Source organism: Pontibacter rufus (assembly GCF_015694705.1).
GTDB lineage: Bacteria > Bacteroidota > Bacteroidia > Cytophagales > Hymenobacteraceae > Pontibacter > Pontibacter rufus.
Window position 1 is genome coordinate 84,778 of record NZ_JADQDR010000003.1, and the last position, 22,641, is coordinate 107,418.

Below are 22,641 nucleotides of genomic sequence, written 5' to 3' on the forward strand. Positions count from 1 at the left end.
GTAGCAAACTTTGGTTGTGTCCGCCACTAAAAAGCTCCTCCGGCACTTGCTTCAAAGACCTGTGAGCATCTACACCAAAGTGCGCAATCCATCAGATAACGACACTGGGCTGTAACTGTCAAGAAGTCTGGTCGGAAAGCCTGCTTATACTTCTTGAGTAGGCTTTAAAACCTTAGCTGAACATCGCGCCTGCGCCAAAGCCTATCAGCATAGCAAGCATCCCCAAGGCGTAGAAACCCAGTATTACCAGCGTCAGGATACCCATAAACTTAAACAGCGACTTCAGGTTCTTGAACGATTCTGCTATTGATTCCTGATCCCTGGTGCGCAATCCGTCCTGCATCTTCGTAGAAAACTTGTAGAGGTACAGCACCGGGAAGAAGTATAAAAGGGCAAAAATCAGGTAAAATACTGTAAAAAATCCGCTGCCCATAAAGCCGGCTGCACCATTACCGCCCATACCAGACATAGCCGAGCCCATAATAGAGCCCATAAAAAGCGCAAGCACCACCATCAGAGCAATCATGATAAAGCCCATAATGGCCAGAAATTTGCCCCATTTGGCAGTATTGCGCAAAAAGTCTTCTGATCTCCAATCAATGGCCAGGCCCTGCGGTGTGTCGTTGTAGAGTTCTGCTTCCATAAAATACTTTACTTAAAGGTTAAACATTCATCTAAATATAGTTAAATATTTATACTTAAGAAAGAAATATACTTATTTCTACTGCACTCATACAAAAAGCCGCGCCACCTTAAACAGGCAGTGCGGCTTTTTATGTGAAGTAGAGCTATAGGTAAGCGGCTAAAATCAAGTATAAAAACTGAAGTTCTCGTCTTTTGCGCATTTATGCTTATGTGAACGGCTGAAGGCCTTGTCAGACACAGGCATTTTATTTTTACCAGTCTCTTGTGGCAATCAATTCTTCTGTATCGGCGTCAAATCCATATGCTTTTGCGATAAATTCAAAATCTGCAGCAATGTTTTCCCTTGCTGCAGTTTCTAACTCACTGTCGTTCTCATAAAACTCTTCACCAAGGTCATTAAATTTGTCTGTTGAAGCATGAGTTAACTTATAGAGATCTTCCAGATTTGCAGGCTTCTGGCTCTCAATCTGTATGCACAACTCAATCAAAATACCTTTCCCTTTGTCAACGAGAAAATCAGGAAAATAATCATCCTGATACATCTCTTTCAGGAGCTCATGACTTTTTACCTGTTCATTTTTGATAGTGTTTTGAGTCATTTCGGTATTTGCTGATTGTTTTTGATTATTTGTAATTGGTTTACAAGTTACCAGAGAAATTGCAAATAAAATCAATATAGTTCTTCTCATTCTTTGCTTGTGTTTAACAAGACATTTGTCTCATTTTTCTTTTGCCTGGCCACGTAACTACTGATTTGCATACGGATTGAGGCCCATGTTCTGGTACACAAAGGCCCAGGTATCAGCGGCCTCCTGTATCTGCAGCGACGTTGGTTTGCCCGCGCCGTGGCCCGCCCGCACATCTATTCTTATCAGGTATGGGTTGCCTGGTGCGCCTTTTTCCTGCAGCGTCGAAATAAATTTAAACGAATGCGCCGGCACCACGCGGTCGTCGTGATCGGCGGTTTTCACCAGCGTGGCCGGGTATTTCACACCTTCTTTGATGTTGTGCAGCGGCGAGAACGCGTACAGGTTCTTAAACTGCGCCTCGTTATCCGAGGAGCCATACTCCGGCACCCACGCCCAGCCAATGGTAAACTTATGGAAACGCAGCATGTCCATCACACCAACGGCAGGCAGCGCCACTTTGGCCAGTTCGGGGCGTTGCGTCATAAAAGCGCCTACCAGCAGTCCGCCGTTAGATCCCCCGCTCACTGCCAGCTTCTCCGACGAAGTATAATTTTCCTTGATGAGGTATTCGGCAGCAGCAATAAAATCATCGAAAACGTTTTGCTTGTTAGGGGTTACACCGGCCTTGTGCCACTCCTCGCCATACTCGCCGCCGCCGCGCAGGTTGGGCAACGCATACACGCCGCCATTTTCCAGCCACAGCATGTTAGAAATGCTGAAGCTTGGTGTCATCGAAATATTAAAACCGCCATAGGCATACAACATCGTCGGGTTGTTACCATTCAGCGCCAGGCCTTTTTTGTGCACAATAAACATCGGTACTTTGGTGCCGTCCTTCGAAGTATAAAATACCTGCTTGGTTTCGTAATTATCGGTATCAATGTCTACTTCCGATTTGCGGAACAGCGTGACTTTGTTGTTCGGAATATCGTAGCGGTAAATGGAAGTGGGGTAGGTGAAAGAGGTGAAAGTGAAGAATACTTCCTTATCCTCCTTTTTGCCGTTAAAGCCACTTACCGTACCGATGGCAGGCAGTTCTACCTTGTTCAGTTGCTTGCCTTTGGTATCAAACACGGCAACTTCGCTGGATGCATCTTTCATGTAAGTGGCAATAATGCGGCCACCCACCAGCGACACGTCCGTCATCACGTTCTCGGACTCCGGAATTACCACCTGCCAGTTCTGCTCCTGCGGTTTTTCCGGGTCGATGAGCACGAGACGGTAGCGGGGCGCATTTTTGTTGGTGCGCACCAGCAGTTTGTCGCCCATGTTATCCACCACGTTATACTCCGATTCAAAATTCTCCACAATCGGCTTTATGGTTGCTTTCGTATCAGTCAGGTCCTTGTAGTATAAAGCATTGGCGCCGCTGGCTCCTTCCGACACGTTCAGAATCAGGAAATGCTCATCGTCGGTGGTCTGGCCGTAAAAGTTGCGCAAGGCGTGCTGCTTGTCCTCGTACACCAGTTTGTCCTGGCTCTGGGGCGTGCCTACCTGGTGATAGTATACTTTGTGGTACTCGTTTTTATTGGCCAGTTTGTTACCTTCGGTCGGTGCGTCGTAGCGGCTGTAGAAAAAGCCGTTTTTATACCAGCTCGGGCCCGAAAACTTCACCCACTCCACCGCATCGTCCAGCTTTTCGCCGGTCGTAGCGTCCAGCACATGATAGGTGTTCCAATCGGAGCCGCCGCTCGCTGTGCCGTAAGCCAGGTATTTGCCATCTTTCGAAAATTCCAGCGACGACAGCGCCACAGTGCCATCATCAGAAAACTTGTTCGGGTCCAGAAACACTTCCGGCTCTGCTTTCAGGTTTTCCTGCACATAGAGTACGCTCTGGTTTTGCAGGCCATCATTCTTGAAGAAATAATACTTGCCGCCTTCTTTAAACGGTGCGCCATACTTGGGGTAATTCCAGATTTCAGTCAGGCGCTCTTTGATGTTGTCGCGGAACGGAATATGGCTCAGGTAGCTTTGTGTTACGGCATTCTCGGCTTCAATCCACTCGTCCAGTGCTTCGTCGTGGGTTTCCTGCCAGCGGTAGGGGTCCGCTACTTTGGTACCGAAGTAATCATCAACCTGATCTACTTTTTTTATTTTAGGGTAATCTAAAGCCCGGGCAACCGGCGCACTTGCGGCAGCGGCTGTCGTTGTTTCGTTTGTCATGCTGTTAGCAGTTGTGTCTGTTTTAGTTGGCTGGCAAGCCGACACAGCCGTTAAGCCGCCGGCCAGCAACAGTAAGGTGGTTTTATTTATCATGGTCATGGCTGCGCCTGTTTGGTTTGATGTATAATTTTGAGCCGACTAATCTACGTAATTTCTTTTAGCTGTACGCCTTTGCTATACTTGGGCGGCTGAATGGTTTAATAAACAATCTGATTACGAGCTATAATTTATTGCCCGAAGTTAATTTCCGTGCTGTCGCCGATGTTGAGGCTGTGGCTGAAGCCTTTAAAAGAAGCGTCGCTACCGATGATGGAGTCCTGCATAACGGCAAAGCGCAGCTCCGAGTAAGAGCCTATGATGGAGTTGCTCAGAATGGATTTGGTGATGGTGGTATTGTCGCCGATGGCTACGTTGGGCCCGATGATGGAATGGCTAATGGTGCAGCCCTCGCCTATACTTACGGGCGGAATAACAATGCAGCCGGGGCATAGCTTGCTGTAATCGCGATCACGGAACTTGGGACGGGCCAGCAGCGTGGCATTGGCTTCCAGCAGCGTTTCTTTGCGGCCGCAGTCAAACCAGTGATCTACGCTCCAGGTGGCCATTTTCTCGCCGTTGCGGATCATGTGCATCAGCGCATCCGTTAAATGATACTCGTTCTGGGTACGTATGTCTTCCGAGATAATATATTCCAGCGACTCCACCAGCTTTTTTGGATGGGCGATCTTGTACAGGCCCACCAGCGCAAAGTTCGACTTCGGGATTTTAGGCTTCTCCACCACCTTCACAATAAACTCATCGTTGCCGACTTCCGTTACGCCAAACAGCGAGGGTTTGGCCACTTTCTTTACCCCCAGCACCGAGTGGGGCGCTTCGATGATAGCTTTCAAATCTACGTCCACAATGGCGTCGCCAAGCATAATCAGCACGCTTTCCTCGTTTTCGTAGGTATGGCGGGCAACCCAGAGGGCGTGGCCTAAGCCCTCGCGCGGCTCCTGCACCACAAACTCGGTATTTAACTGCGGATATTTCTGCCGCACATACTGCTCAATCTTTTCACCCAGGTACCCGATAATGAAAACAAAATCCCGGATGCCTGCCTCCAGCAGCTTATCGATGATGTGGCCCAGGATGGTATTGTCGGCCACAGGCACCAGCGACTTTGGCTGCGTGTGCGTGTGCGGACGAAGTTTGGAACCAACACCGGCTACAGGTATAACTGCTTTCATAAACTACACTTTTCAGGCAATATATTAAATTTTATTCATAAGCGTCTGTTGAGGCTTTATACTTTAGTCGCCGTTATGTCGGCACAATAACCCGGCGGGCAAGCTGTTATACCTTAAAAAATTTGTGTCAGGCATGCGCATACTTGTCTCTTATGAGTGAGTATAAACTATCTCCTCCGGTATCACCCCCCGGAAACAAGTCCGGAAATCAGCTTAATACACCTGCAGGACCGCAAATTAATTGCAGAAACACTTAAACCAGGTACATCATGGTAAATTCTTCTGGCGCAGGTATAACAACAGCATTATGTTTTAAATGTTACGGCCTCTCTTTATACTATAGGTATTGACCTCCTGCTAGCAGGCAAGACAACTTTTTACCGTCGCCAATGCCACCGAGCATAGACATCTGCTAATTCTTTGTATTTATTGCCCATATATAACGATGCTTTCTTAAATTCGTAATGAAAGGGCCCGCAGGGGCTTGCAACACACACAACAACATACACAGAAACTTATGAAAAGATTGTTTTTTTACCTGATAGGATTTGTCATACTTGCCTCGCAGTCGTCGTGTGGCTACAACACCATGGTGCAGAAAGATGAGAACGTAGAAAGCCAGTGGGCCAACGTACAAAACGCTTACCAGCGCCGCGCCGACCTGGTGCCTAACCTGGTAAATACTGTAAAAGGGGCAGCCAACTTCGAGAAAGAAACCCTGACACAAGTAATAGAAGCGCGCGCCAAAGCCACCAGCGTCAACATCAACCCCGGCGACCTGACACCGGAAAACATACAGAAGTTTCAGGCGGCGCAGGGCGAGCTGAGCGGCGCACTGAGCCGTTTGCTGGTGTCGGTGGAGCGCTACCCCGAACTGAAGGCCAACCAGAACTTCCTGGAGCTGCAGGCACAGCTGGAAGGTACCGAGAACCGCATTGCCGTGGAGCGGCGAAAGTTTAACGAGTCCGTACAGGATTACAACTCCTACATCCGCTCCTTTCCGCGGAACATTATCGCCGGCTGGTTCGATTTCGACAAGAAAGGTTATTTTGAGGCGGATGTCAATGCCCAGAAAGCCCCTACTGTACAGTTTTAATTGCTGGATTCAATTGCTTAATGGCTAAATGGTTGCATTGTTATATTACATATACTGAACAGCCATTTAGCCATGTAACCCTATAATCACTCATTTCTATGCCCAAAGATATGCTGACCCCAGCTGACGAGCAGCAGATTATTGCCGCCATACAGGAGGCCGAAACCAACACGTCGGGCGAGATACGCGTGCATATAGAGAGCACCTGCGAGATGGACGTGCTGGACCGGGCTACCGAAATGTTTGCCCAGCTCAACATGCACCAGACAAAGCAGCGCAATGGTGTTTTGTTTTATATGGCGCTTGATGATCACCAGTTTGCCGTAATCGGTGATGCAGGTATCAACGCTATTGTGCCAGACAACTTCTGGGAGGATATCACCGCTGCGGCTACCCATTATTTTAAAGAAAAAAAGTATGCTGAAGGGCTGGCTGCAGGTATACGCATGGCCGGCGAGCAGCTCCGGAAGCACTTCCCTTACAATGCCCACGGCGACATCAACGAACTGAGCGATGATATTTCGTTCGGAGACTAAGACAAATATGAAGCATTCAATTCTTTTTTTATACTGCTGCCTGCTAAGTATACTTGCTTTCGGGCAGGACAGCGATTTTCCGCCACGCCCGACTCCGCCGCGCCTCGTAAACGACCTGGCCGGCATGCTTACGCCGGACGAGGAGCAAGCGCTGGAGCAGAAACTGGTGAATTACAACGATACCACTTCCACCCAGATCGCCATCGTTACCATCACTTCTATAGGCGGCTACGACATTAACCAGTATACAACTCAACTGGGTGAGCAGTGGGGTGTAGGCGGTAAAGAAAACGACAACGGCATTATCATACTTGTCGCTAAAAACGAGCGGCAGGTATCTATACAGACGGGCTACGGCATGGAGCACATCGTACCAGATGCTATTGCCAAACGTATCACGGAGCGTACCCTGAAACCAAATTTTCAGCAGGGCAACTATTACAAAGGCCTCAATGAAGCCACCAACCTCATTATCAGCCTGGCCAGCGGCCAGTACCAGGCAGACCCGGCAGCGGCCGAAGGTGAGGGCGGAGGCGGCTCTTCTGTATTCTTCATTATAATCATTGTAATGATGATTGTGTTTTTCATCTCCAGAAGAGGTGGGGGTGGCGGCCGTGGCGGCAGAGGGCGCTATGCCCGTACCTTCGGGGGCCCGCTTATCGTGCCCGGCGGCTTTGGCACCTTCCGTTCAGGCGGTGGTATTTTCGGAGGCGGTGGTGGTGGTGGATTCGGCGGTTTTGGCGGCGGCTCCTTTGGCGGCGGCGGGGCCAGCAGCAGCTGGTAACCTCCCCGGAACCAAAGTATAAAGCGGCAGAAGAGCAGAGGAAGTATAAACGCTGCTTTTCTGCCGCTTTTGCTGTTGAGCAGGTATGATGTTGTTACATATACGCTTTTGCTACAACCAGTCTCTGAAAAAAGCCCTATATAAACAAGCGTGTATCAGGATTTTCCTTAATTTGGTACCTGCCCGGATAAAATAGAATTATTTACCAGTTTCCGGCGTTATAACACCTAAAATCAGATTTTGCCTGTTACAGGGCAACTTTGCATGAGCTTCTTAAAGGACAACACCAAGGCAAAAGTTATCATCGGCTTCGGCACAGGCTTCGGCATTGTGGTGATTGCTATCTACCTGACATATATCAGCTTTACAAGGCTGTTGTATTCGGTAGAAGTGCTGGCGCAGCCAAACATTAAACTTGTAAAACTGCAGCATACGCTGGCTAGCATGGCCTCTGCCGAGAGTTCAATCCGTGCCTATACGCTTACCACCGAAGAGAAGTACTTCAAAACCTACCTCAGCAACCTCGACACCATCCACAGCCAGATAGACTCGCTCCGGCTGATGATGGCCACCAGCCCCCTGGAACTGGCGCAGGTAGACTCGATGGCCAGTCTGCTCCAGACCAAAAAGCTAAGCCTGAAGCAGTACGTGGCACTCAAGAAAGAGCAGAAGCGCAACGACTACTCCGACAAAGCCCTGCAGCAGATTATTTCTGCGGCTATGCCAAAACCGGCCTCTACCACCATACGGCAGCATACCACCACCACTACGGTTATCACAGATATACCGCCTGTTCCGGAAGCAGAAAAACAAACCGAAGCACCGAAAGAAGACGCTAAAAAAGGAATATTTGGCGGTTTGTTTTCTAAGAAGGCTGAGAAACAGGCCGTGGAACCGGCTCCGCAGTCGCCGCCCAAAGTATTGATACCCCAGATGAATGTAACCCGTGAGATAGAGATTGATACCAATGCCGTTGGTGGCGGCAAAGTAGCAGATCTTTCCAGGATACGGCGCATTCTGAACAGGGTGCAGATGGAAGCCAACAGGGATGAAAAGGAGCTTACAGCCAAAGCCATCGCGTTGCTGAAAGAGGATAAGATGATGATGGACCAGATCCGCAGCATGATGTATAACCTGGAGAATTATGAAATGCAGCGCGCGCGCCAACGCTCAAAGCTGGCACGCAGCGAGGCAAAACATACTTCTCTCATACTTTTGCTGATAGGCGTTGCAGGCCTTATCAGCGGCGTGGCCTTTATCCTGCTTATTCTGCGCGATATTACCCGCAGCAACCATTACAAGTCGCGCCTGATACTGGCCAGGAAAGATGCGGTGCAGCTCGCTCGTGCCAAAGAAGCTTTCCTGGCAAACATGAGCCACGAAATGCGTACGCCACTTAATGTTATTCTGGGCTTTACGCAGCAATTGCGCCATACTTCGCTGCAGCCACAGCAATCGGCCCACCTGCAGGCCATACATGGCGCAGGGCAGCACCTGCTCCACATTGTAAACGACGTGCTCGATCTGTCGAAAATTGAGGCGGGCAAGCTTAACATCAACCACGGTCCGTTCCGGCTGCCGCAACTCATAACAGAGATAGAACAGGCATTTGCCTTAAAGGCTTCCGAGAAAGGCATCCGGTTAGTCTGTATCAAAGATGATGAGTTTCCGGATGATTTGATTGGCGATCAGATGCGCCTGAAGCAGGTACTTTTTAACCTGATCGACAATGCCATCAAGTTCACACCCACAGGCCGCATCGAAGTATACTTCCATTTAAAAGCACAGCGCCGCACCCGCATTGTAGCCAGCATCAGCGTAACCGATACAGGCATTGGTATTCCGTCGGAGCGGTTAGAGCATATATTCGGTGAGTTTAACCAGGCCGACAATTCGATCCTGCGCAAGTATGGCGGTACCGGACTGGGCCTGTCGATTAGCAAAAAGCTGGTTGAGATGCAGGGCGGCACTTTATCGGTGCGCAGCACGAAGGGCGAAGGAACTACGTTCAGCATGGTGGTGCCCCTGCAGAAAAGCGAGTTGGCACCGGTGGAGATTGTTTCTGTGCCATTGCCACGCGAACAGGCTTTCAGTGGACTGCGGGCACTGGTGATAGACGATGATGCTTATAGCCGTACCTTGTGTGAATTAATCCTGAACCGCTGGGGAATGGAAGTATACCTGGCGAATGATGGACATGAGGCCGTACAACTGGCCAAACGTATGAAATTTAACGTGGTGCTGACAGACATGCAGTTACCCGGCATGAGCGGTAAAGGAGTGGCCAGGGCAATCCGCAAGACAGACAAACAGGTACCCATTATGGCACTTACCGCCAACATTATGGGCAACGATAAAAACTTCTTCAGCAATACGCCAATCGAGACTTTCCTGCTGAAGCCCTTTACCGAAGAGGATTTGTATGGAAAACTGACAAAACTGCTGCCCACCAATACCATAGCATCTGTAACGCCGGCTGCTCTTCAGTTACCTGCACCGGCGCAGGCCGTAAGCACCGCGCCGGCACGCTACAGCCTGGCCGAGATACAACAGTTTACGGGGCCGGATACCTCCACGCTGGTGTCGGTGCTCGATGTAATGCTGGAAGATCAGTACCAGAACCTACAGCAGTTGCAGGACGCACAGCAGGAGAATGACTGGGAAACCGTAGCCGGTATGGCGCACAAAATGCTGACTGCTTTTAAACACCTGCATGCGCATACTGTTACGCCTGCGCTGGAAGCGCTGGAGCAGGGGCTACGGCAGGAACATACAAATGTGCAGCAATTGGAAGCGCTGACAGCACTGGTAGACAAAGAAGCAACGCAGATACTGCAGGATATAGAAGAAGCGTTAGAAAGCCTCCGCATTACCCAGCCCCAGGTGGTTACAACAGCTTAAAGGCCTTTAGCGCTTATACTTCAATCTTATACTGTTTCAGCTTATTGTAAAGCGTTTTTCTGTCGATGTTGAGCAGGCGGGCAGCCTTCGACTTGTTATATCTTACCTTTTCCAGCATCTGCAGGATCATTTCCTTCTCGTTCTGCTCTGTTACGCTTCGCAGGTCCATCAGCGGGGCAGGCACTGCTGCTGACGGTACGGCAGGGGCTGCAACAGCGGGCACCGCATGGTACGATGCGATTTCAGCCGGCAGTTCCTGCAGTGTTACCTCCTCTGATTTAGACAGCAGCACTGCCCGGCGCACCACGTTCTTTAATTCGCGCAGGTTACCGGGCCAGCTATACTCCCGCAATGCCAGATCGGCAGCGGCATCAAAACCCTTTACATTCCGCTCCAGTTCGTGATTGGCCTGCTGCATAAAATGGGTGGCAAACAGCAGTACGTCATCGCCCCGCTCGCGCAGTGGTGGCACCAGAATTTTAAACTCATTCAGGCGGTGGTACAGATCTTCACGGAAATCGCCACGCGCTACAGCCTGCACCAGGTCTTCGTTGGTAGCAGCCAGCACCCGCACATCCACCTCAATATCTGTGGTGCTGCCCAGCTTTTTTACGGTGCGCTCCTGCAGTGCGCGCAGCAGCTTCACCTGCACTTCGTAAGGCAGGTTACCTATTTCGTCCAGGAACAAAGTACCGCCGTCAGCTGCCTCAAACTGGCCTCTTTTATCCTGCATGGCGCCGGTAAAGGCACCTTTTACGTAGCCAAACAACTCGCTTCCGGCCAGCTCCTTCGAAAGAGCGCCACAATCTATCGCTAAAAACGGCTTGTTCTGGCGTTTGCTGCGCTCGTGTATCATGCGGGCCACATACTCCTTGCCCGTTCCGCTTTCGCCCTCGATGATTACGGACATACTGGTTGGGGCAATCAGCGTAATTACCTCCTCTATCTCGTGCGCCTGCAGGCTTTGCCCCTGTACAAACTGGAAACCGGCTGCAACAGGTTCAACCGCACCCGCTTCTGTCGCAACAGGCGGTTTGCGGCGCAGCGCATTCTGTATTACCAGCAATGTTTCGTCCGGATTGATGGGTTTGGTGATGTACTCGAAGGCACCCATTTTAATGGCTTTCACGGCTGTGCGGATATCCCCATAGTGCGTCATCAGGATAACGGGGATGTCGGATAAGACACGTACCTGTGAAAGGAGTTCCAAACCATCTTTATCGGGCAGGCGAAAGTCCGTAAGTATAAGATCAAAGGCACCCGCTTTCAGCTGGCGCAATCCGTCGTTGGCGGAGTAGGCGGTTTCTACCTCGTATTGCTGCCTCCTCAGGAAGGATTTTAGCATCAGGCAGAAAGATGGATCATCATCGATCAGTAGGATTCTTGGCATAGTTCACATTATTGTCGCTTTTGTGGTATTCCCACGAAGCAACCTTGTAACGGTTAATGCCTCTTTAATGTTTAACAGGGCACAGATAACCGCTTCTGTTATGCACCTAACGCAGGATTACCATTTCAAGTATGACATAACAACAAAAGCTCCCGCGGCGCGGGAGCTTTTGCAAAGATAGCAAAGAACTGATTTGAGTCTGCTACAGATGCTGTTATTATTTTGCCTTACTTAAAGCCTAACAACCGATGCAGCCGTCAAAAAAATACTACACGGTTGTTAGTGGCTAAAAGAAAGCGGTAGTGCCTGGCTTCTGTTTCAGGAATTGCCGGCTCATTTTTACAACATACCTATAGCCTGGCAATGCCAGGCTATAGGTATCAGACTAAAACCAATTTTTAAGCCATTATTCCTTAACCACTTTGCCGTCTTCACCGAAACGGGCCTTCGCCTGCTTTTGCTCTGCATTGGTGAAGAAGACCTCGTAGGTCGGCTTTGCTGTAGCATCAGCTGCGTCCGGTGCTATCTTGTATACTTCACTTACAGTCCAGTCTTTCAGGGCGTCGCTTTTCAGAGACTCTTTTACAGCATCGGGCAGTTCTTCAGGCTTAATCTGCTGCTTCTGCTCTTCCTGTGCGGGTGCTTGCGTTGTTTGCGGCTGCTGTGTAGCCTGCTGGGTGGAATCTGATTGCGCTTTGGCGTCTAAATTCAAAAGTGAAAAGCTCGCTAAAGCAAGCGCAAATACAAATGTCTTTTTCATGATCAATTTTTAAGAATGTAAAGTATGTGTTATTGATTCTGAGCAAGCCCCAATGAGATAATGATGCCAAAACCGGCAGAAAAGCATAACTACCTAATACGCTTCTATTTACAATTTGCCTGTTTGTTGCAGTTGTGTGTGCAGGCGACATCATGCTGCGGAAAGAGTCTACAGTATGGGGTGCGGCAGCGCAGGTGGGCGGCTGCAAAACCAAAAGCACTTTTCATGTTTTTTACAGGACAGCACTACATTTGGCAGCCGCCCGCCTGCCAATAGATGCTCAAAATTGATTACCTTTAGCACATGAGCGAACCACGTAAAAAACTGTTTCTGTTAGATGCACTGGCACTGATATACCGCGCCCATTTTGCTTTCAGCAAAAATCCGCGCATCAACTCCAAAGGCATGAACACAGGTGCTGTCCTCGGCTTTACCAACACACTGGTAGAGGTGCTCCAGAAAGAGCAGCCCACTCACATTGGCATTGCCTTCGACTCTGCTGCCAAAACTTTCCGCCACGACAACTTTGCCGAATACAAGGCCAACCGCCAGGCGCAGCCCGAAGATATCTCCATTGCCATACCTTACTGCAAAAAGATTGCAGAAGCCTTTAACATTCCGGTACTGATACTGGACGGATACGAGGCCGATGACATTATCGGAACGCTGGCCTGCCAGGCCGAGAAAGCAGGCTTTGATGTATACATGATGACGCCCGACAAGGACTATTGCCAGCTGGTAACGCAGCACGTATTCGTATACAAACCAGCCTTTATGGGCAATGCCGTGGATATTCTGGACGTGCAGAAAGTGCTGGACAAATGGGAGATTGAACGCGTAGAGCAGGTGATTGACATACTCGGGCTGCAGGGCGACGCGGTGGATAACATCCCGGGTATACCCGGTATTGGCGAGAAAACGGCGAAATCGCTGATACAGAAGTATGGCTCCGTGGAAAACCTGATTGCCAACGCCGATCAACTGAAAGGCAAGCAGCGGGAAAACGTCATCAACTTTGCCGAACAGGGCATGCTTTCGAAAGAACTGGCTACCATACACTGCACCGTGCCCGTTGCTTTCAGCGAAGAAGGCCTGCATTACGACGGACCAAACGAAGAACAACTGGCCGGGCTGTTTGCCGAGCTGGAGTTCCGGCAATTGGCGCAGCGCGTACTGGGTCATACTTCTGCGGCTGCCCCGGCAGCCAGGCTAGCCGGCAAAGGCAAAACCTCCAGCCAGAATCAAACGTCGCTCTTCGCTACGGCTGCCGCTGCTGCAGCAGAAGTTACCAATGTGGAAGAGGCGCCGGCTGCGATGCAAACTTTAGATACTACCATCCACAGCTACCACCTTATCCAAACGCCGGAGGCACGCCAGAGCCTGATAAAATACCTGCTAAAGCAGGATGAAATTTCCTTCGATACTGAAACGACAAGTATAGACGCCATCACGGCACGGCTGGTAGGCATGTCGTTCTGTTATCGGCCCGGCGAAGCCTACTACGTGCCCATGCCGCCCGATAATCAGGAAGAAGCCCACCGTATTGTAGCGGAGTTTAAGCCGGTGCTGGAGAACCCGCGCATTGCCCTGATTGGCCAGAACATCAAGTATGATATGCTGGTGATGAAGAACTATGATGTGGAGCTGCAGGGGCCCGTGTTTGATACCATGCTGGCCCATTACCTGCTCGAGCCCGAAATGCGCCACAACATGGATCTGCTGGCCGAAACATACCTTAACTATCGCCCGGTTCCTATTACCGACCTTATCGGGCCGAAGGGAAAGAACCAGAAAACGATGGCCGATCTGAGTCCGGAAGAAATAAAAGACTACGCCTGCGAGGATGCTGATGTCACACTGCAACTGAAACTATACTTTGAACCGCTGCTGCAGGAGCAGGGCCAGATGAAGCTGTTCCGGGATGTGGAAACGCCCCTGGTACAGGTATTGGCAGATATCGAGAAGGAAGGCATCAGCATAGATTCTAACGCCATGGCCGATATTTCAATACAACTGGAAGGCGAGATAGCCGGTATAGAAAGGCGTATTTTTGAAATTGCAGGCGAGCAGTTCAACATTGGTTCTCCGAAGCAGCTCGGCGAAATTTTGTTTGACAAACTGGAACTGCACGGCAGCGCCAAAATCAAAAAGACTAAAACCGGGCAGTATGCCACCGGCGAGGAAATCCTGTCGAAGCTGGCCGGTGAACATGAAGTGGTGCGCCTGATACTGGAGCATCGCGAGCTCACCAAACTCAAATCAACCTACGTGGATGCCCTGCCGCAGCTGGTCTGTGAACTGGATAACCGTGTGCATACTTCCTTTAACCAGGCCGTAACTGCCACCGGCCGCCTGAGCTCTACTAACCCCAATCTGCAAAACATACCTGTACGCACTGAGCGGGGCCGTGAGATTCGCAAAGCCTTTGTGCCACGAAACAGCGGGCATCTTATCATTTCTGCCGATTACTCGCAGATAGAGTTACGCATTATGGCTGATTTCAGTGGCGATCCTACGATGAAGGAAGCCTTCCGGAATGGTTTGGATATCCATAGTTCTACCGCCAGCAAGGTGTTCCACGTGCCACTCGATGAAGTAGATGCGGAGATGCGCCGCAAAGCCAAAACGATTAACTTCGGCATCATCTACGGCATTTCGGCTTTTGGCCTGGCAGAGCGCCTGCGCATCCCGCGCCGCGAGGCTGCCGACATTATTGAAGCCTACTTTGCAGAGTTTCCGGCAGTAAAGCAGTACATGGATGCAGCTATTGACAAGGCGCGGGAGCAGGAATATGTGGAAACGCTGCTGGGCCGCCGCCGCTTTCTCCGCGACATTAACTCCCGCAACCAGACCGTGCGTGGCTTTGCCGAGCGTAATGCCATCAACGCGCCTATACAGGGCACCGCTGCCGACATCATCAAGATTGCCATGATCAACATACAGGATTACCTGAAGCAGGAAAAGCTGCAGACGCGCATGATCCTGCAGGTGCATGACGAACTCCTGTTTGATGCGCCCAAAGAGGAAGTTGAAATTGTGACGCCCACTATTGTAGAACTGATGACGAATGCTTTGCCGCTGAGTGTACCCATGGAAGTTGGCCTAGGTGTAGGCGAAAACTGGCTCGAAGCACACTAAGCATTCCGCAAGGTCTTGCACAAAAAAGGCACCCCGATCTGGGGTGCCTTTTCTATTCTTTAAAACTTACCTATACTTACGGGAAAAGCACTGCGCGGTACCTGGTCTCGTCTACCGTAGGTACCTGTGCATTATACTTTATATTGATGTTGCGGATAATTTCGTTCGCTACGATAGCATAGCCACGTGGTGTCAGGTGCACGCCATCCAGCGAAAACAGGTTGCCGGAAATAAATGCAGGCGAATAAACGACTCCGTTGAGCACCAGACCCGGCAGGCCGTCGTGCGGCTGCACCGAAGTAAAGAAAGCATTCATATCCACATAGGCCAGATCTTCTGCCTGTGCTGCCGCCTGCAGCATCCCATTAAAGTTGGTTGTAGCTGCTTTTACATCGGCTACTTCAGCCTCGTCCAATACTTCGCCGTTACCCAGCGGATTAAACTGACTGAAGCCATGCGGCACAGTGGCCGGACCTACTGCTTCAGGCGTACCTACTGTAGAAGTCAATAACACATAATCAGCCGGTGTAGCTTCCCGCACCTCGCCGGTGCCCGCAACGATGTACAGTTTAGTATTAGCAGCATTGGCTTTGGCTATCAGGTCGGTTGTAGCCTTGGTGGTGAAAAAGGGGATACCTGTTACATCCGGGATGTTGATAATGGCTCCTTCGGCATCGTTTGCTGTCAGCGTACTTACCATGGCATTCAGGCCTTCCTGGAACTTGTCTGCATCCGAAATAGGCTCAATACCGCCGGAAGTAGCAAAGCTAAGTACGTCGTTGTTGCCCAGCCACATAGTAAAGAAAGTCGGGTCGGTCGCCGCTACTTTATTCACATAAGGCATAAGGCCTCCGGATGTCGGGTCGTTGGGCAGCAGGCGCTCGTAGTATGGGTTAAAGCCGAGCGGGTTGTTAAAGCCATAGCCTACTGTAGTCACGTTCACCATTTTTATGCCCGGCACACCTAAGTTGTTCACTTCTTCCAGGTACTCGGCATACAGCGGCGTCTTATTGTCTACGCCCATACCCACCACGGCCAGTTTATCTTTTACAGGCTCTAATACCGGCAAGCCTGAAGCGTCGAATCCGGTTAGTTTCAGGTAGCCGGAGCCATTGCTCTGTTCTTCGGTAAACAACGGCTGCTTAAACTCGCCGCCACCGGCCAGCGCAAACTGCTGCGCAAGTATAGCGGGATAGGAGTTTAGCTGCGATTCGCGGTACAGCCCGCCATCAGCATAGCCTGCCGTAAGCGAGTTGCCAACCGCCACATACTTTGTAAAATCAGCCGAGCCAGAGCTGACAATCGGGCCATCCACTTCCGGATCGCAGCTGGCGAGCAGCACAGTGGCAACAAGAGCCAGCATACCCGGTTTATAGAATACGTTTTTCATATACTTTGCGAGATTAAAATGTAAAATTCAGACCGATGCCTGGAATGTAGGCCACAGATTTATAAGTACCGGCAATGCCGCCGGACAGATTGGAGGCATCTGATCTTTCCTTTTTATTTACATACAGGAAAGAGGCATCGATGCTGAAGTTGTCAGATACCTGGTAGCCTACACCTACAGAAAGGCCGCGGGAATCGGCATCCGGCGTTTCAGGGGTAAGATAACCTTCCTGAACCGGCGTCTGGTCTAAATACGCACCGGCACGCAGCGCCAGCGCATCGTCTACTTTATACTCAGCACCCACACGGTAAATATAAGCATCTTCGTAGTTCCTGGCATTCTCAGAGTATGAGACTCCGTTTACGTCCTGCGAATAGTCGAAGCGGAGGCTTTTGTAAGCGCCCCAACCCACGCGGCTGATGTCCACAGCAAGCGTAAGCGCTTCGGTTGGCATAAAACCTACCCCGAGGCTCAGGGTGGCGGGCAGCGGCAACTTCGCGTCAAACTGAGTGCCTGCCGGAAAACGGGTGCTTAATGTTCCGGGAATGTTGGTGAAACTTACATCGCCTTCGCTTACTTCCATCTCTACTTTAGAGCGGTAGTTTATACCCAGCGAAAGCTTTTCGGAGGGCTTAAAGAAGATACCGGCATTAAACCCGACACCACTGGCGCTGCCGTCCAGTTCGGCCTTGCCGTAAGCGCCGCTCTGGTCCTGCACCGGAATGCTGCGCTGCAGGTTTACGCCGCCCACCGCATACACAAAGCCAACCCCGATGCCCAGTTTATCTGTAAGCCGGTAACTTACCGTTGGCTGGATATAAATAGCCTCCAGCGATAATTCATTCAGCCCGAAACGCCCGTTCCATTGATCGCCCCATTTCACGGTGCTGCCATAAGGCGTATACACCCCCAGGCCTGCTTTCAGCTTATCGCTGATGCTGAACACCCCATATACCTGAAACGGCGTGCCCAGCGGATTATCGGTCTGCGCTGTAGCGCCACCCGGCTCCGGCGCACGGTAAGCAATTTTAGAGATAATGCCGCTCGCCCCGATTGTTACGCCGTTCTGGCGCAGGTAGCTCATGGCGCCGGGGTTAAAGAAAATACTGGAGGTGCCTGTTTCCAGGCCGGTGCCGGTGTGCCCCATACCAATCTGGCGCTGACTTGCCAGGTTTACCTGGTAACCGCCGGCCATAGCCATACCGGAGATAAGGGTACTACCTAATAAAGCTAAAATTTTACTTTTCATAAACGCTACTCTGTTAAGTGGAGGGAGATGTTAGGTCTAAACAAATATATCAATAATTAACAGGTGGTACAGCGGCGATGGCGCTTTTTTATAATGTTTTTTATAGCAATCCGCAAGGTGAAGGAAAGTATATCTTCCTGGTGAAACAAAGCAACCTTTATTGTACAGGAACTGCCCCAAAGCACTGTTTTGCTCCTGCAGATTAAGAAGTATAGCCCTAATGCGCCTTTATGCCGCAGACCAACAGAATTACTGTTCCGGGTGGTCCTTTCTGTAATGCTGAACGCGGAACAAGTATAAAGGGACGTCGCGTTTAGATTACTTTTATACTTATCCTTCCTTCAGCAGGCAAATTGTGGCAGCAATGGCTTATACGATAAAAGAATGAGGATTTAATTTGCCTGTAAGCTATCCAAAATAGCAGCCTTACGTTATGATAAGTCGCAAAAGCACTAACGAAAACAAGCAATATATGTATGATGTAATTATAACGGGCGGCGGACCCGCCGGATTAAGTGCGGCCATGCTGCTGGGCCGCTCGCGCCGGAAAGTCATCGTGTTTGACGGCGGCAAACCGCGCAACCGCTGGTCTGATAGTATGAATGGCTTCCTGGGCAACGATGGGGTTAACCCAAACGAATTTATCCGGAAAGCGCGCACCGAACTTAACAGGTATCCTGTTGAAATAAAGGATGTGGAAGTAGCGTCGGCCACGTACAGCAAAGGGCAGTTTGTGGTAAATGATGCCGACGGCAATGTATACTATGGGCGCAAGCTCCTGCTGGCTACAGGCCTGAAAGACAACCTGCCCCCTCTGGAAGGGCTGGAGCCGCTCTATGGCAAGAGCATACACCACTGCCCCTACTGCGACGGCTGGGAAAGCCGCGACAAAGCTATTGCCGTGTATGGCATCAACCGCGACGGCATCGGACAGGCACTGGCCATGAAAACATGGAGCGACGATGTAACACTTTTTACCGACGGCACTAAAAAACTGCAGCGCAACGACCTGGAACTGTTAAAGCGGAATGAAGTGCAGGTATGCACCGACCGGATTCTGCGGCTGGAGGGAGCGGATGGAAAGCTACAGTACATTGTGCTCAGCAATGGCGAAAAGCGTGCGCAGCAGGCTTTATTTTTTTCGATGGGCACCAAACAGCAGTCTGTTTTAGGGGAGCAGCTGGGCTGCGAGTTTACCAGCAAAGGCGTTATCAAAACCAGGCGCCTCCAGCAATCCAACATACCCGGCCTGTTTGTGGCTGGCGACGCTGCCCGCGACATGCAGATGGTAATTGTAGCAGCGTCTGAGGGTGCTAAAGCCGGTGTGGCCATTAACATGGAGTTGCAACTGGAAGACAGAAAGTAAACTTAACCCCGAACAAACAGCCAGGCACCAGCGATGCTTAGTAAAAAAAGCAAACAGCCCTTGTTGGTCTACAGACATAACAAGGGCTGTTTGCAACAAACCTGTTCATATTATTTATGAAGCAGGTATAAAACCATACAGGCTGGCGCTTTATTTATTCTCCAACAATGCTGCAGAGCCATTATACCGGCTTTGTGGCACAGGCTGAAATAAGTGCTCTTTCAGGCAATAACGGTAGCCCTTTACCAGCAGGTGCATCAGCAGGCCTTCTACAGCGATAGGTTCATTTTCTGCTACCTCCCGCGTGTTGGAAAACTTAATGTTACCGGCATCTATAATAGTTACCACGCCAGGCCCAAATACCTCTACCTGATCGCCGTTGCTAATCACAATACCGGTTGCCTCACTCAGGCCGATGCCAACATAGCCGGTATCGTGGGCAACAGCATGCGCCAGGCGCCCGAAACGGCCGCGTTCGGCAAAATGCGTATCAATGTATACATGCGCAATAAAGCCAAACCCGCTGGTCGTCTTCATTTCTCCTTTAATAAGCGAATAATGACCATATCCATTATAAATCATGCGATCAGACATGACGGCAGCTCCCGCACTGGTGCCCGAAATAATAATTTCCTCATCCTGAAAGCGCTGCTGCATGATTTCCAGCAGCTTTGTGTTGCCTAAAAACTCTGCCAGGCGCAACTGATCGCCTCCCGTAAAAAAGATAACGTCAGCTTTGCTGATGCGTGCCATGTTTTCGGACGTATCGGCGGCATGCTCCTCATCTACATGCATAAAGTGTACGTTGCTGCAGCCCAGCTCCTCAAATGCCTCCTTGTAAGCGTTGCCGGATTCCTCCGGCTCTCTGGTGGCCGTGGTTATCACTTCGATATGGGTATGCGGGTGACACATTTCCGAGCCAATCAGCTTGATCAGACCATCATCATCTCCTCCGCCCAGGGCAATCAGCTTACCTTTCACTTGTTTCATACTTACGTTTACGCTTAAAATTGTATTTTATACCCGTCCAACGGGCTTTATGTTAGCGTGCGCCGGCTTCAGCCTGTACATCGGCCAGATTTTTATACCGGAAAGCAGCTAAGGCAGCAGTTGTGTGGGGTGCGGCAGTTCTTCCCGGTCCGGCACCGTGCCATCAGGCAGTTGCCAGGGGCGCTGCTTCCGGAAAGGCAGCAGGAACAGGTGTGCCGGTGTTTGCGCTGCCGGGTTGCGGTAGGCCGGCACGCCAATGGTAACCGCCGCCTGGGGCACATTGAGCCGCAACGTGCGGTGCAGCCGATCCCACCATGAAAAAATAACGGAGAAATTGCTGTTAGCTTCGCGCGCCACAATAGAATGATGAATGCCGTGCATGCGGGGCGTTACCATTAGCTGGCAAAGCCTGCGTTCCGCAGCGTAAGGCAGCCGTAAATTGGAATGATGAAATGCTGTACATCCTTCAAAAAACACTTCATAAAAAAGCACCAGCGGCGCGGGTATACCCAGCAAGGCCACCACACCTCCCCGGTAAGGCAGAGAAGCAAAGTTTTCTCCTACATGAAAGCGCCAGGCCGAAGAAAGATCCAGATCTAAATCCAGGTGATGCACATTATGAAAGCGCCACAGCAGGTCCGACCGGTGCAGCAGCACATGCCACAGGTAATTGCTATAATCGAGGGCCAGAAAGCCTGCTATATTTTTAACCCAAACGGGCGCCTGTAACCTGGGCAGTAACCCGAAACGATGTCGCCCAGCCCAGCTGGCGGCCGCATACATACCCGGCAACAACAACAGGCGCAAAGCAGGCAGAGCAGGTGCAGCTACCGCAGCGTTCACGAGCAGGCGCACAGCCCTGGGGCGGGTAGGTTGCCGGAGCCTGTGCTTTGCCTCCAGTACGAACAAAACGGCAGCAGCTACTCCCAGCAGAGGCATACCTAACTTATCAAATTTCGGGAATAATATCTTCATTAGGATCAGCTACAAACAAAGCGGACAAAGGTTCTAAAGACTAAAATTATACTTCAAGATTAATTGATGTTTAAACAGGATTTTGCAAAGGGGAGATTTGTTCTGAAAATATGTTCGCAAGCGAACAGTAAAGTGTTCGCCAGCGGACAGCATCCATACTTGCTTTTAGCCCTGTAACCAATGCAACTATCAGGAAATAAGCACGTTATACATATTGGCACGCTAACTGTAATAAGCTAATCAGAAATAAAAAAAATTATAGCAGCGCAAGCAACCTTTAGCCCGATGCAGTCATCTATTAACTACAACAGGAATTAAAAATAAACTTCTAAAAACCCCTAAAAATAAAACCATGAAACTCATAATCCTTCTTTTCGCCATTGTACTGGGCTTCGGAGCCACCGTAAAAAAATCTGCCAGTGACCTGAAAGCTATCAATCTTAAGAAAGAACTCAGCGAGTTCAAGTACTATCCCAACCTGCTGCCCGAGGTAAGTATTATAGCCCCTCGTTTCTAATCTTTTGCCCTGAAATAAAACTATATTTTATCTTTAAAAGCCTAAAACCATGAAACTCATCATTCTTCTTTTCGCAATGTTATTCGGCTTCGGAGCCTCTGTAAAGAAATCTGCTGACGACATAAAAGTTCTCAGCTCCCGAATCGAAATGAACCACTACAAAAACTACCCTAACCTGCTGCCCGAGGTAGAGATTGTAACCGCGCAGCAATAACCCCTTTGCCTGCCATTGGAGCAGGATTTGATTATCGCCGCCATTAGTTCAAAATAAAACCATGAAAATTAAAGCTCCTCTGTTGAGCGCCCTTAGCTGCCTTTACCGGCCGCCGGGGCATTGCTAAAACATCACTGCGCTCCCGCGTTCCGCCACCTCTGCCGGCACATAAATTTCCGGCAGAGACATCCCAAGAGCCACCCGCCACTTCTGCATTTTAGCCATTCGCCAAATTAATGAAAGGCTACATGTTACAAAGCAATCGTTTTATACCTGAGGAGAGCTCCTGCAGCGGCTGTAGCAGCGCGTTTTGCAGTATAACTTGTTTCAGTGGAAAAAATACAGGTGTTACAACTGCATCATTTATTTCCTTTTGCCAGACACGCAGGTTGTTTAATTTTAGCTTCTGACCGCTGCTCCTGGCTATACCGGTTTCGTTTTCCTGTGCTGCTTTCATATACTTGCAGAACTTCGGTAACAGGGCATGCACCTATGCTGCAGCGGGTTTTGACATAGCCTAATGTAGTAGAAGAGCGAGTTAAACACCTTAAATTAACCGACTAACATTGTGCCGGCTCTGCTGCTTTGTGTTGCGCTTTATGCCCGATA

General features: G+C 50.1%; 19 protein-coding genes. 8 read left to right on the forward strand and 11 right to left on the reverse strand.

The features are described from left to right. Positions 1 to 172 precede the first annotated feature (172 nt). The 4 genes from I2I11_RS06545 to I2I11_RS06560 form a co-directional block, all read right to left on the reverse strand. Positions 173 to 643 (reverse strand): DUF5362 family protein, encoded by a 471-nt coding sequence (locus I2I11_RS06545; protein ID WP_196266885.1) that lies wholly within the window; start codon positions 641 to 643, stop codon positions 173 to 175. A 253-nt stretch (positions 644 to 896) separates the two neighbouring features. After that, positions 897 to 1,334: a DUF5713 family protein gene (locus I2I11_RS06550; RefSeq protein ID WP_230679943.1), complete on the reverse strand. Its 438-nt coding sequence runs from the start codon at positions 1,332 to 1,334 to the stop codon at positions 897 to 899. 57 nt (positions 1,335 to 1,391) lie between these two features. Then, complete coding sequence (locus tag I2I11_RS06555) at positions 1,392 to 3,590, reverse strand: prolyl oligopeptidase family serine peptidase (RefSeq protein ID WP_196267164.1); 2,199 nt, start codon at positions 3,588 to 3,590, stop codon at positions 1,392 to 1,394. A gap of 134 nt (positions 3,591 to 3,724) precedes the next feature. After that, complete coding sequence (locus tag I2I11_RS06560) at positions 3,725 to 4,726, reverse strand: sugar phosphate nucleotidyltransferase (RefSeq protein WP_196266886.1); 1,002 nt, start codon at positions 4,724 to 4,726, stop codon at positions 3,725 to 3,727. Between the two features lie 517 nt (positions 4,727 to 5,243). Here I2I11_RS06560 and I2I11_RS06565 point away from each other — a divergent pair. The 4 genes from I2I11_RS06565 to I2I11_RS06580 all read left to right on the forward strand — a co-directional run bounded on the left by I2I11_RS06565 (position 5,244) and on the right by I2I11_RS06580 (position 10,043). Then, the gene (locus I2I11_RS06565; protein ID WP_196266887.1) at positions 5,244 to 5,822 is read left to right on the forward strand and encodes a LemA family protein; all 579 of its coding nucleotides are present in this window, start codon (positions 5,244 to 5,246) and stop codon (positions 5,820 to 5,822) included. Positions 5,823 to 5,920: 98 nt separating this feature from the next. Next, positions 5,921 to 6,358 (forward strand): TPM domain-containing protein, encoded by a 438-nt coding sequence (locus I2I11_RS06570; RefSeq protein WP_196266888.1) that lies wholly within the window; start codon positions 5,921 to 5,923, stop codon positions 6,356 to 6,358. Positions 6,359 to 6,365: 7 nt separating this feature from the next. Beyond that, entirely contained in the window at positions 6,366 to 7,142 is a 777-nt protein-coding gene (locus I2I11_RS06575; RefSeq protein ID WP_196266889.1) for a TPM domain-containing protein, read from the forward strand. 264 nt (positions 7,143 to 7,406) lie between these two features. Further along, positions 7,407 to 10,043: an ATP-binding protein gene (locus tag I2I11_RS06580; protein WP_196266890.1), complete on the forward strand. Its 2,637-nt coding sequence runs from the start codon at positions 7,407 to 7,409 to the stop codon at positions 10,041 to 10,043. A gap of 13 nt (positions 10,044 to 10,056) precedes the next feature. Here I2I11_RS06580 and I2I11_RS06585 read toward each other — a convergent pair whose 3' ends face one another. Together I2I11_RS06585 and I2I11_RS06590 are read right to left on the reverse strand one after the other, a co-directional pair. Next, complete coding sequence (locus I2I11_RS06585; protein WP_196266891.1) at positions 10,057 to 11,433, reverse strand: sigma-54-dependent transcriptional regulator; 1,377 nt, start codon at positions 11,431 to 11,433, stop codon at positions 10,057 to 10,059. Between the two features lie 406 nt (positions 11,434 to 11,839). Further along, on the reverse strand, positions 11,840 to 12,193 hold the full coding sequence (locus I2I11_RS06590) for a hypothetical protein (RefSeq protein WP_196266892.1): 354 nt from the start codon (positions 12,191 to 12,193) through the stop codon (positions 11,840 to 11,842). A gap of 303 nt (positions 12,194 to 12,496) precedes the next feature. Between I2I11_RS06590 and polA the strand changes: the two genes are divergently transcribed. Continuing rightward, positions 12,497 to 15,331 (forward strand): DNA polymerase I, encoded by a 2,835-nt coding sequence (gene polA / locus I2I11_RS06595; protein ID WP_196266893.1) that lies wholly within the window; start codon positions 12,497 to 12,499, stop codon positions 15,329 to 15,331. 76 nt (positions 15,332 to 15,407) lie between these two features. On the opposite strand, the gene I2I11_RS06600 is transcribed toward polA, so the two are convergent. Then, on the reverse strand, positions 15,408 to 16,721 hold the full coding sequence (locus tag I2I11_RS06600; protein WP_196266894.1) for an SGNH/GDSL hydrolase family protein: 1,314 nt from the start codon (positions 16,719 to 16,721) through the stop codon (positions 15,408 to 15,410). A 13-nt stretch (positions 16,722 to 16,734) separates the two neighbouring features. Then, a complete protein-coding gene (locus I2I11_RS06605; RefSeq protein WP_196266895.1) occupies positions 16,735 to 17,970 on the reverse strand; it encodes an OmpP1/FadL family transporter in 1,236 nt (411 codons plus the stop codon). Between the two features lie 433 nt (positions 17,971 to 18,403). Between I2I11_RS06605 and I2I11_RS06610 the strand changes: the two genes are divergently transcribed. Beyond that, positions 18,404 to 19,336, forward strand: a complete 933-nt coding sequence (locus tag I2I11_RS06610) for an NAD(P)/FAD-dependent oxidoreductase (RefSeq protein WP_196266896.1) — start codon at positions 18,404 to 18,406, stop codon at positions 19,334 to 19,336. A 150-nt stretch (positions 19,337 to 19,486) separates the two neighbouring features. On the opposite strand, the gene I2I11_RS06615 is transcribed toward I2I11_RS06610, so the two are convergent. Next, complete coding sequence (locus I2I11_RS06615; protein ID WP_196266897.1) at positions 19,487 to 20,326, reverse strand: cyanophycinase; 840 nt, start codon at positions 20,324 to 20,326, stop codon at positions 19,487 to 19,489. A gap of 108 nt (positions 20,327 to 20,434) precedes the next feature. Further along, the gene (locus tag I2I11_RS06620) at positions 20,435 to 21,301 is read right to left on the reverse strand and encodes a sterol desaturase family protein (protein WP_196266898.1); all 867 of its coding nucleotides are present in this window, start codon (positions 21,299 to 21,301) and stop codon (positions 20,435 to 20,437) included. 352 nt (positions 21,302 to 21,653) lie between these two features. Between I2I11_RS06620 and I2I11_RS06625 the strand changes: the two genes are divergently transcribed. Next, positions 21,654 to 21,818, forward strand: coding sequence for a hypothetical protein (locus tag I2I11_RS06625; protein ID WP_196266899.1), 165 nt, complete (start codon positions 21,654 to 21,656; stop codon positions 21,816 to 21,818). 49 nt (positions 21,819 to 21,867) lie between these two features. Then, entirely contained in the window at positions 21,868 to 22,032 is a 165-nt protein-coding gene (locus I2I11_RS06630; protein ID WP_196266900.1) for a hypothetical protein, read from the forward strand. A gap of 244 nt (positions 22,033 to 22,276) precedes the next feature. On the opposite strand, the gene I2I11_RS06635 is transcribed toward I2I11_RS06630, so the two are convergent. Beyond that, positions 22,277 to 22,489, reverse strand: coding sequence for a hypothetical protein (locus I2I11_RS06635; RefSeq protein WP_196266901.1), 213 nt, complete (start codon positions 22,487 to 22,489; stop codon positions 22,277 to 22,279). Between the last annotated feature and the right edge of the window lie 152 nt (positions 22,490 to 22,641).

Excerpts from the sequence above, each read along its gene's own strand:
- I2I11_RS06625 (WP_196266899.1), top strand. The coding sequence starts at position 21,654 with ATGAAACTCATAATCCTTCTTTTCGCCATTGTACTGGGCTTCGGAGCC.
- I2I11_RS06635 (WP_196266901.1), bottom strand. The coding sequence starts at position 22,489 with ATGAAAGCAGCACAGGAAAACGAAACCGGTATAGCCAGGAGCAGCGGT.
- polA (WP_196266893.1), top strand. The coding sequence starts at position 12,497 with ATGAGCGAACCACGTAAAAAACTGTTTCTGTTAGATGCACTGGCACTG.
- I2I11_RS06570 (WP_196266888.1), top strand. The coding sequence starts at position 5,921 with ATGCCCAAAGATATGCTGACCCCAGCTGACGAGCAGCAGATTATTGCC.
- I2I11_RS06610 (WP_196266896.1), top strand. The coding sequence starts at position 18,404 with ATGATAAGTCGCAAAAGCACTAACGAAAACAAGCAATATATGTATGAT.
- I2I11_RS06560 (WP_196266886.1), bottom strand. The coding sequence starts at position 4,726 with ATGAAAGCAGTTATACCTGTAGCCGGTGTTGGTTCCAAACTTCGTCCG.
- I2I11_RS06620 (WP_196266898.1), bottom strand. The coding sequence starts at position 21,301 with ATGAAGATATTATTCCCGAAATTTGATAAGTTAGGTATGCCTCTGCTG.
- I2I11_RS06600 (WP_196266894.1), bottom strand. The coding sequence starts at position 16,721 with ATGAAAAACGTATTCTATAAACCGGGTATGCTGGCTCTTGTTGCCACT.
- I2I11_RS06575 (WP_196266889.1), top strand. The coding sequence starts at position 6,366 with ATGAAGCATTCAATTCTTTTTTTATACTGCTGCCTGCTAAGTATACTT.
- I2I11_RS06615 (WP_196266897.1), bottom strand. The coding sequence starts at position 20,326 with ATGAAACAAGTGAAAGGTAAGCTGATTGCCCTGGGCGGAGGAGATGAT.
- I2I11_RS06630 (WP_196266900.1), top strand. The coding sequence starts at position 21,868 with ATGAAACTCATCATTCTTCTTTTCGCAATGTTATTCGGCTTCGGAGCC.
- I2I11_RS06565 (WP_196266887.1), top strand. The coding sequence starts at position 5,244 with ATGAAAAGATTGTTTTTTTACCTGATAGGATTTGTCATACTTGCCTCG.
- I2I11_RS06550 (WP_230679943.1), bottom strand. The coding sequence starts at position 1,334 with ATGAGAAGAACTATATTGATTTTATTTGCAATTTCTCTGGTAACTTGT.
- I2I11_RS06605 (WP_196266895.1), bottom strand. The coding sequence starts at position 17,970 with ATGAAAAGTAAAATTTTAGCTTTATTAGGTAGTACCCTTATCTCCGGT.
- I2I11_RS06590 (WP_196266892.1), bottom strand. The coding sequence starts at position 12,193 with ATGAAAAAGACATTTGTATTTGCGCTTGCTTTAGCGAGCTTTTCACTT.
- I2I11_RS06555 (WP_196267164.1), bottom strand. The coding sequence starts at position 3,590 with ATGATAAATAAAACCACCTTACTGTTGCTGGCCGGCGGCTTAACGGCT.
- I2I11_RS06580 (WP_196266890.1), top strand. The coding sequence starts at position 7,407 with ATGAGCTTCTTAAAGGACAACACCAAGGCAAAAGTTATCATCGGCTTC.
- I2I11_RS06545 (WP_196266885.1), bottom strand. The coding sequence starts at position 643 with ATGGAAGCAGAACTCTACAACGACACACCGCAGGGCCTGGCCATTGAT.
- I2I11_RS06585 (WP_196266891.1), bottom strand. The coding sequence starts at position 11,433 with ATGCCAAGAATCCTACTGATCGATGATGATCCATCTTTCTGCCTGATG.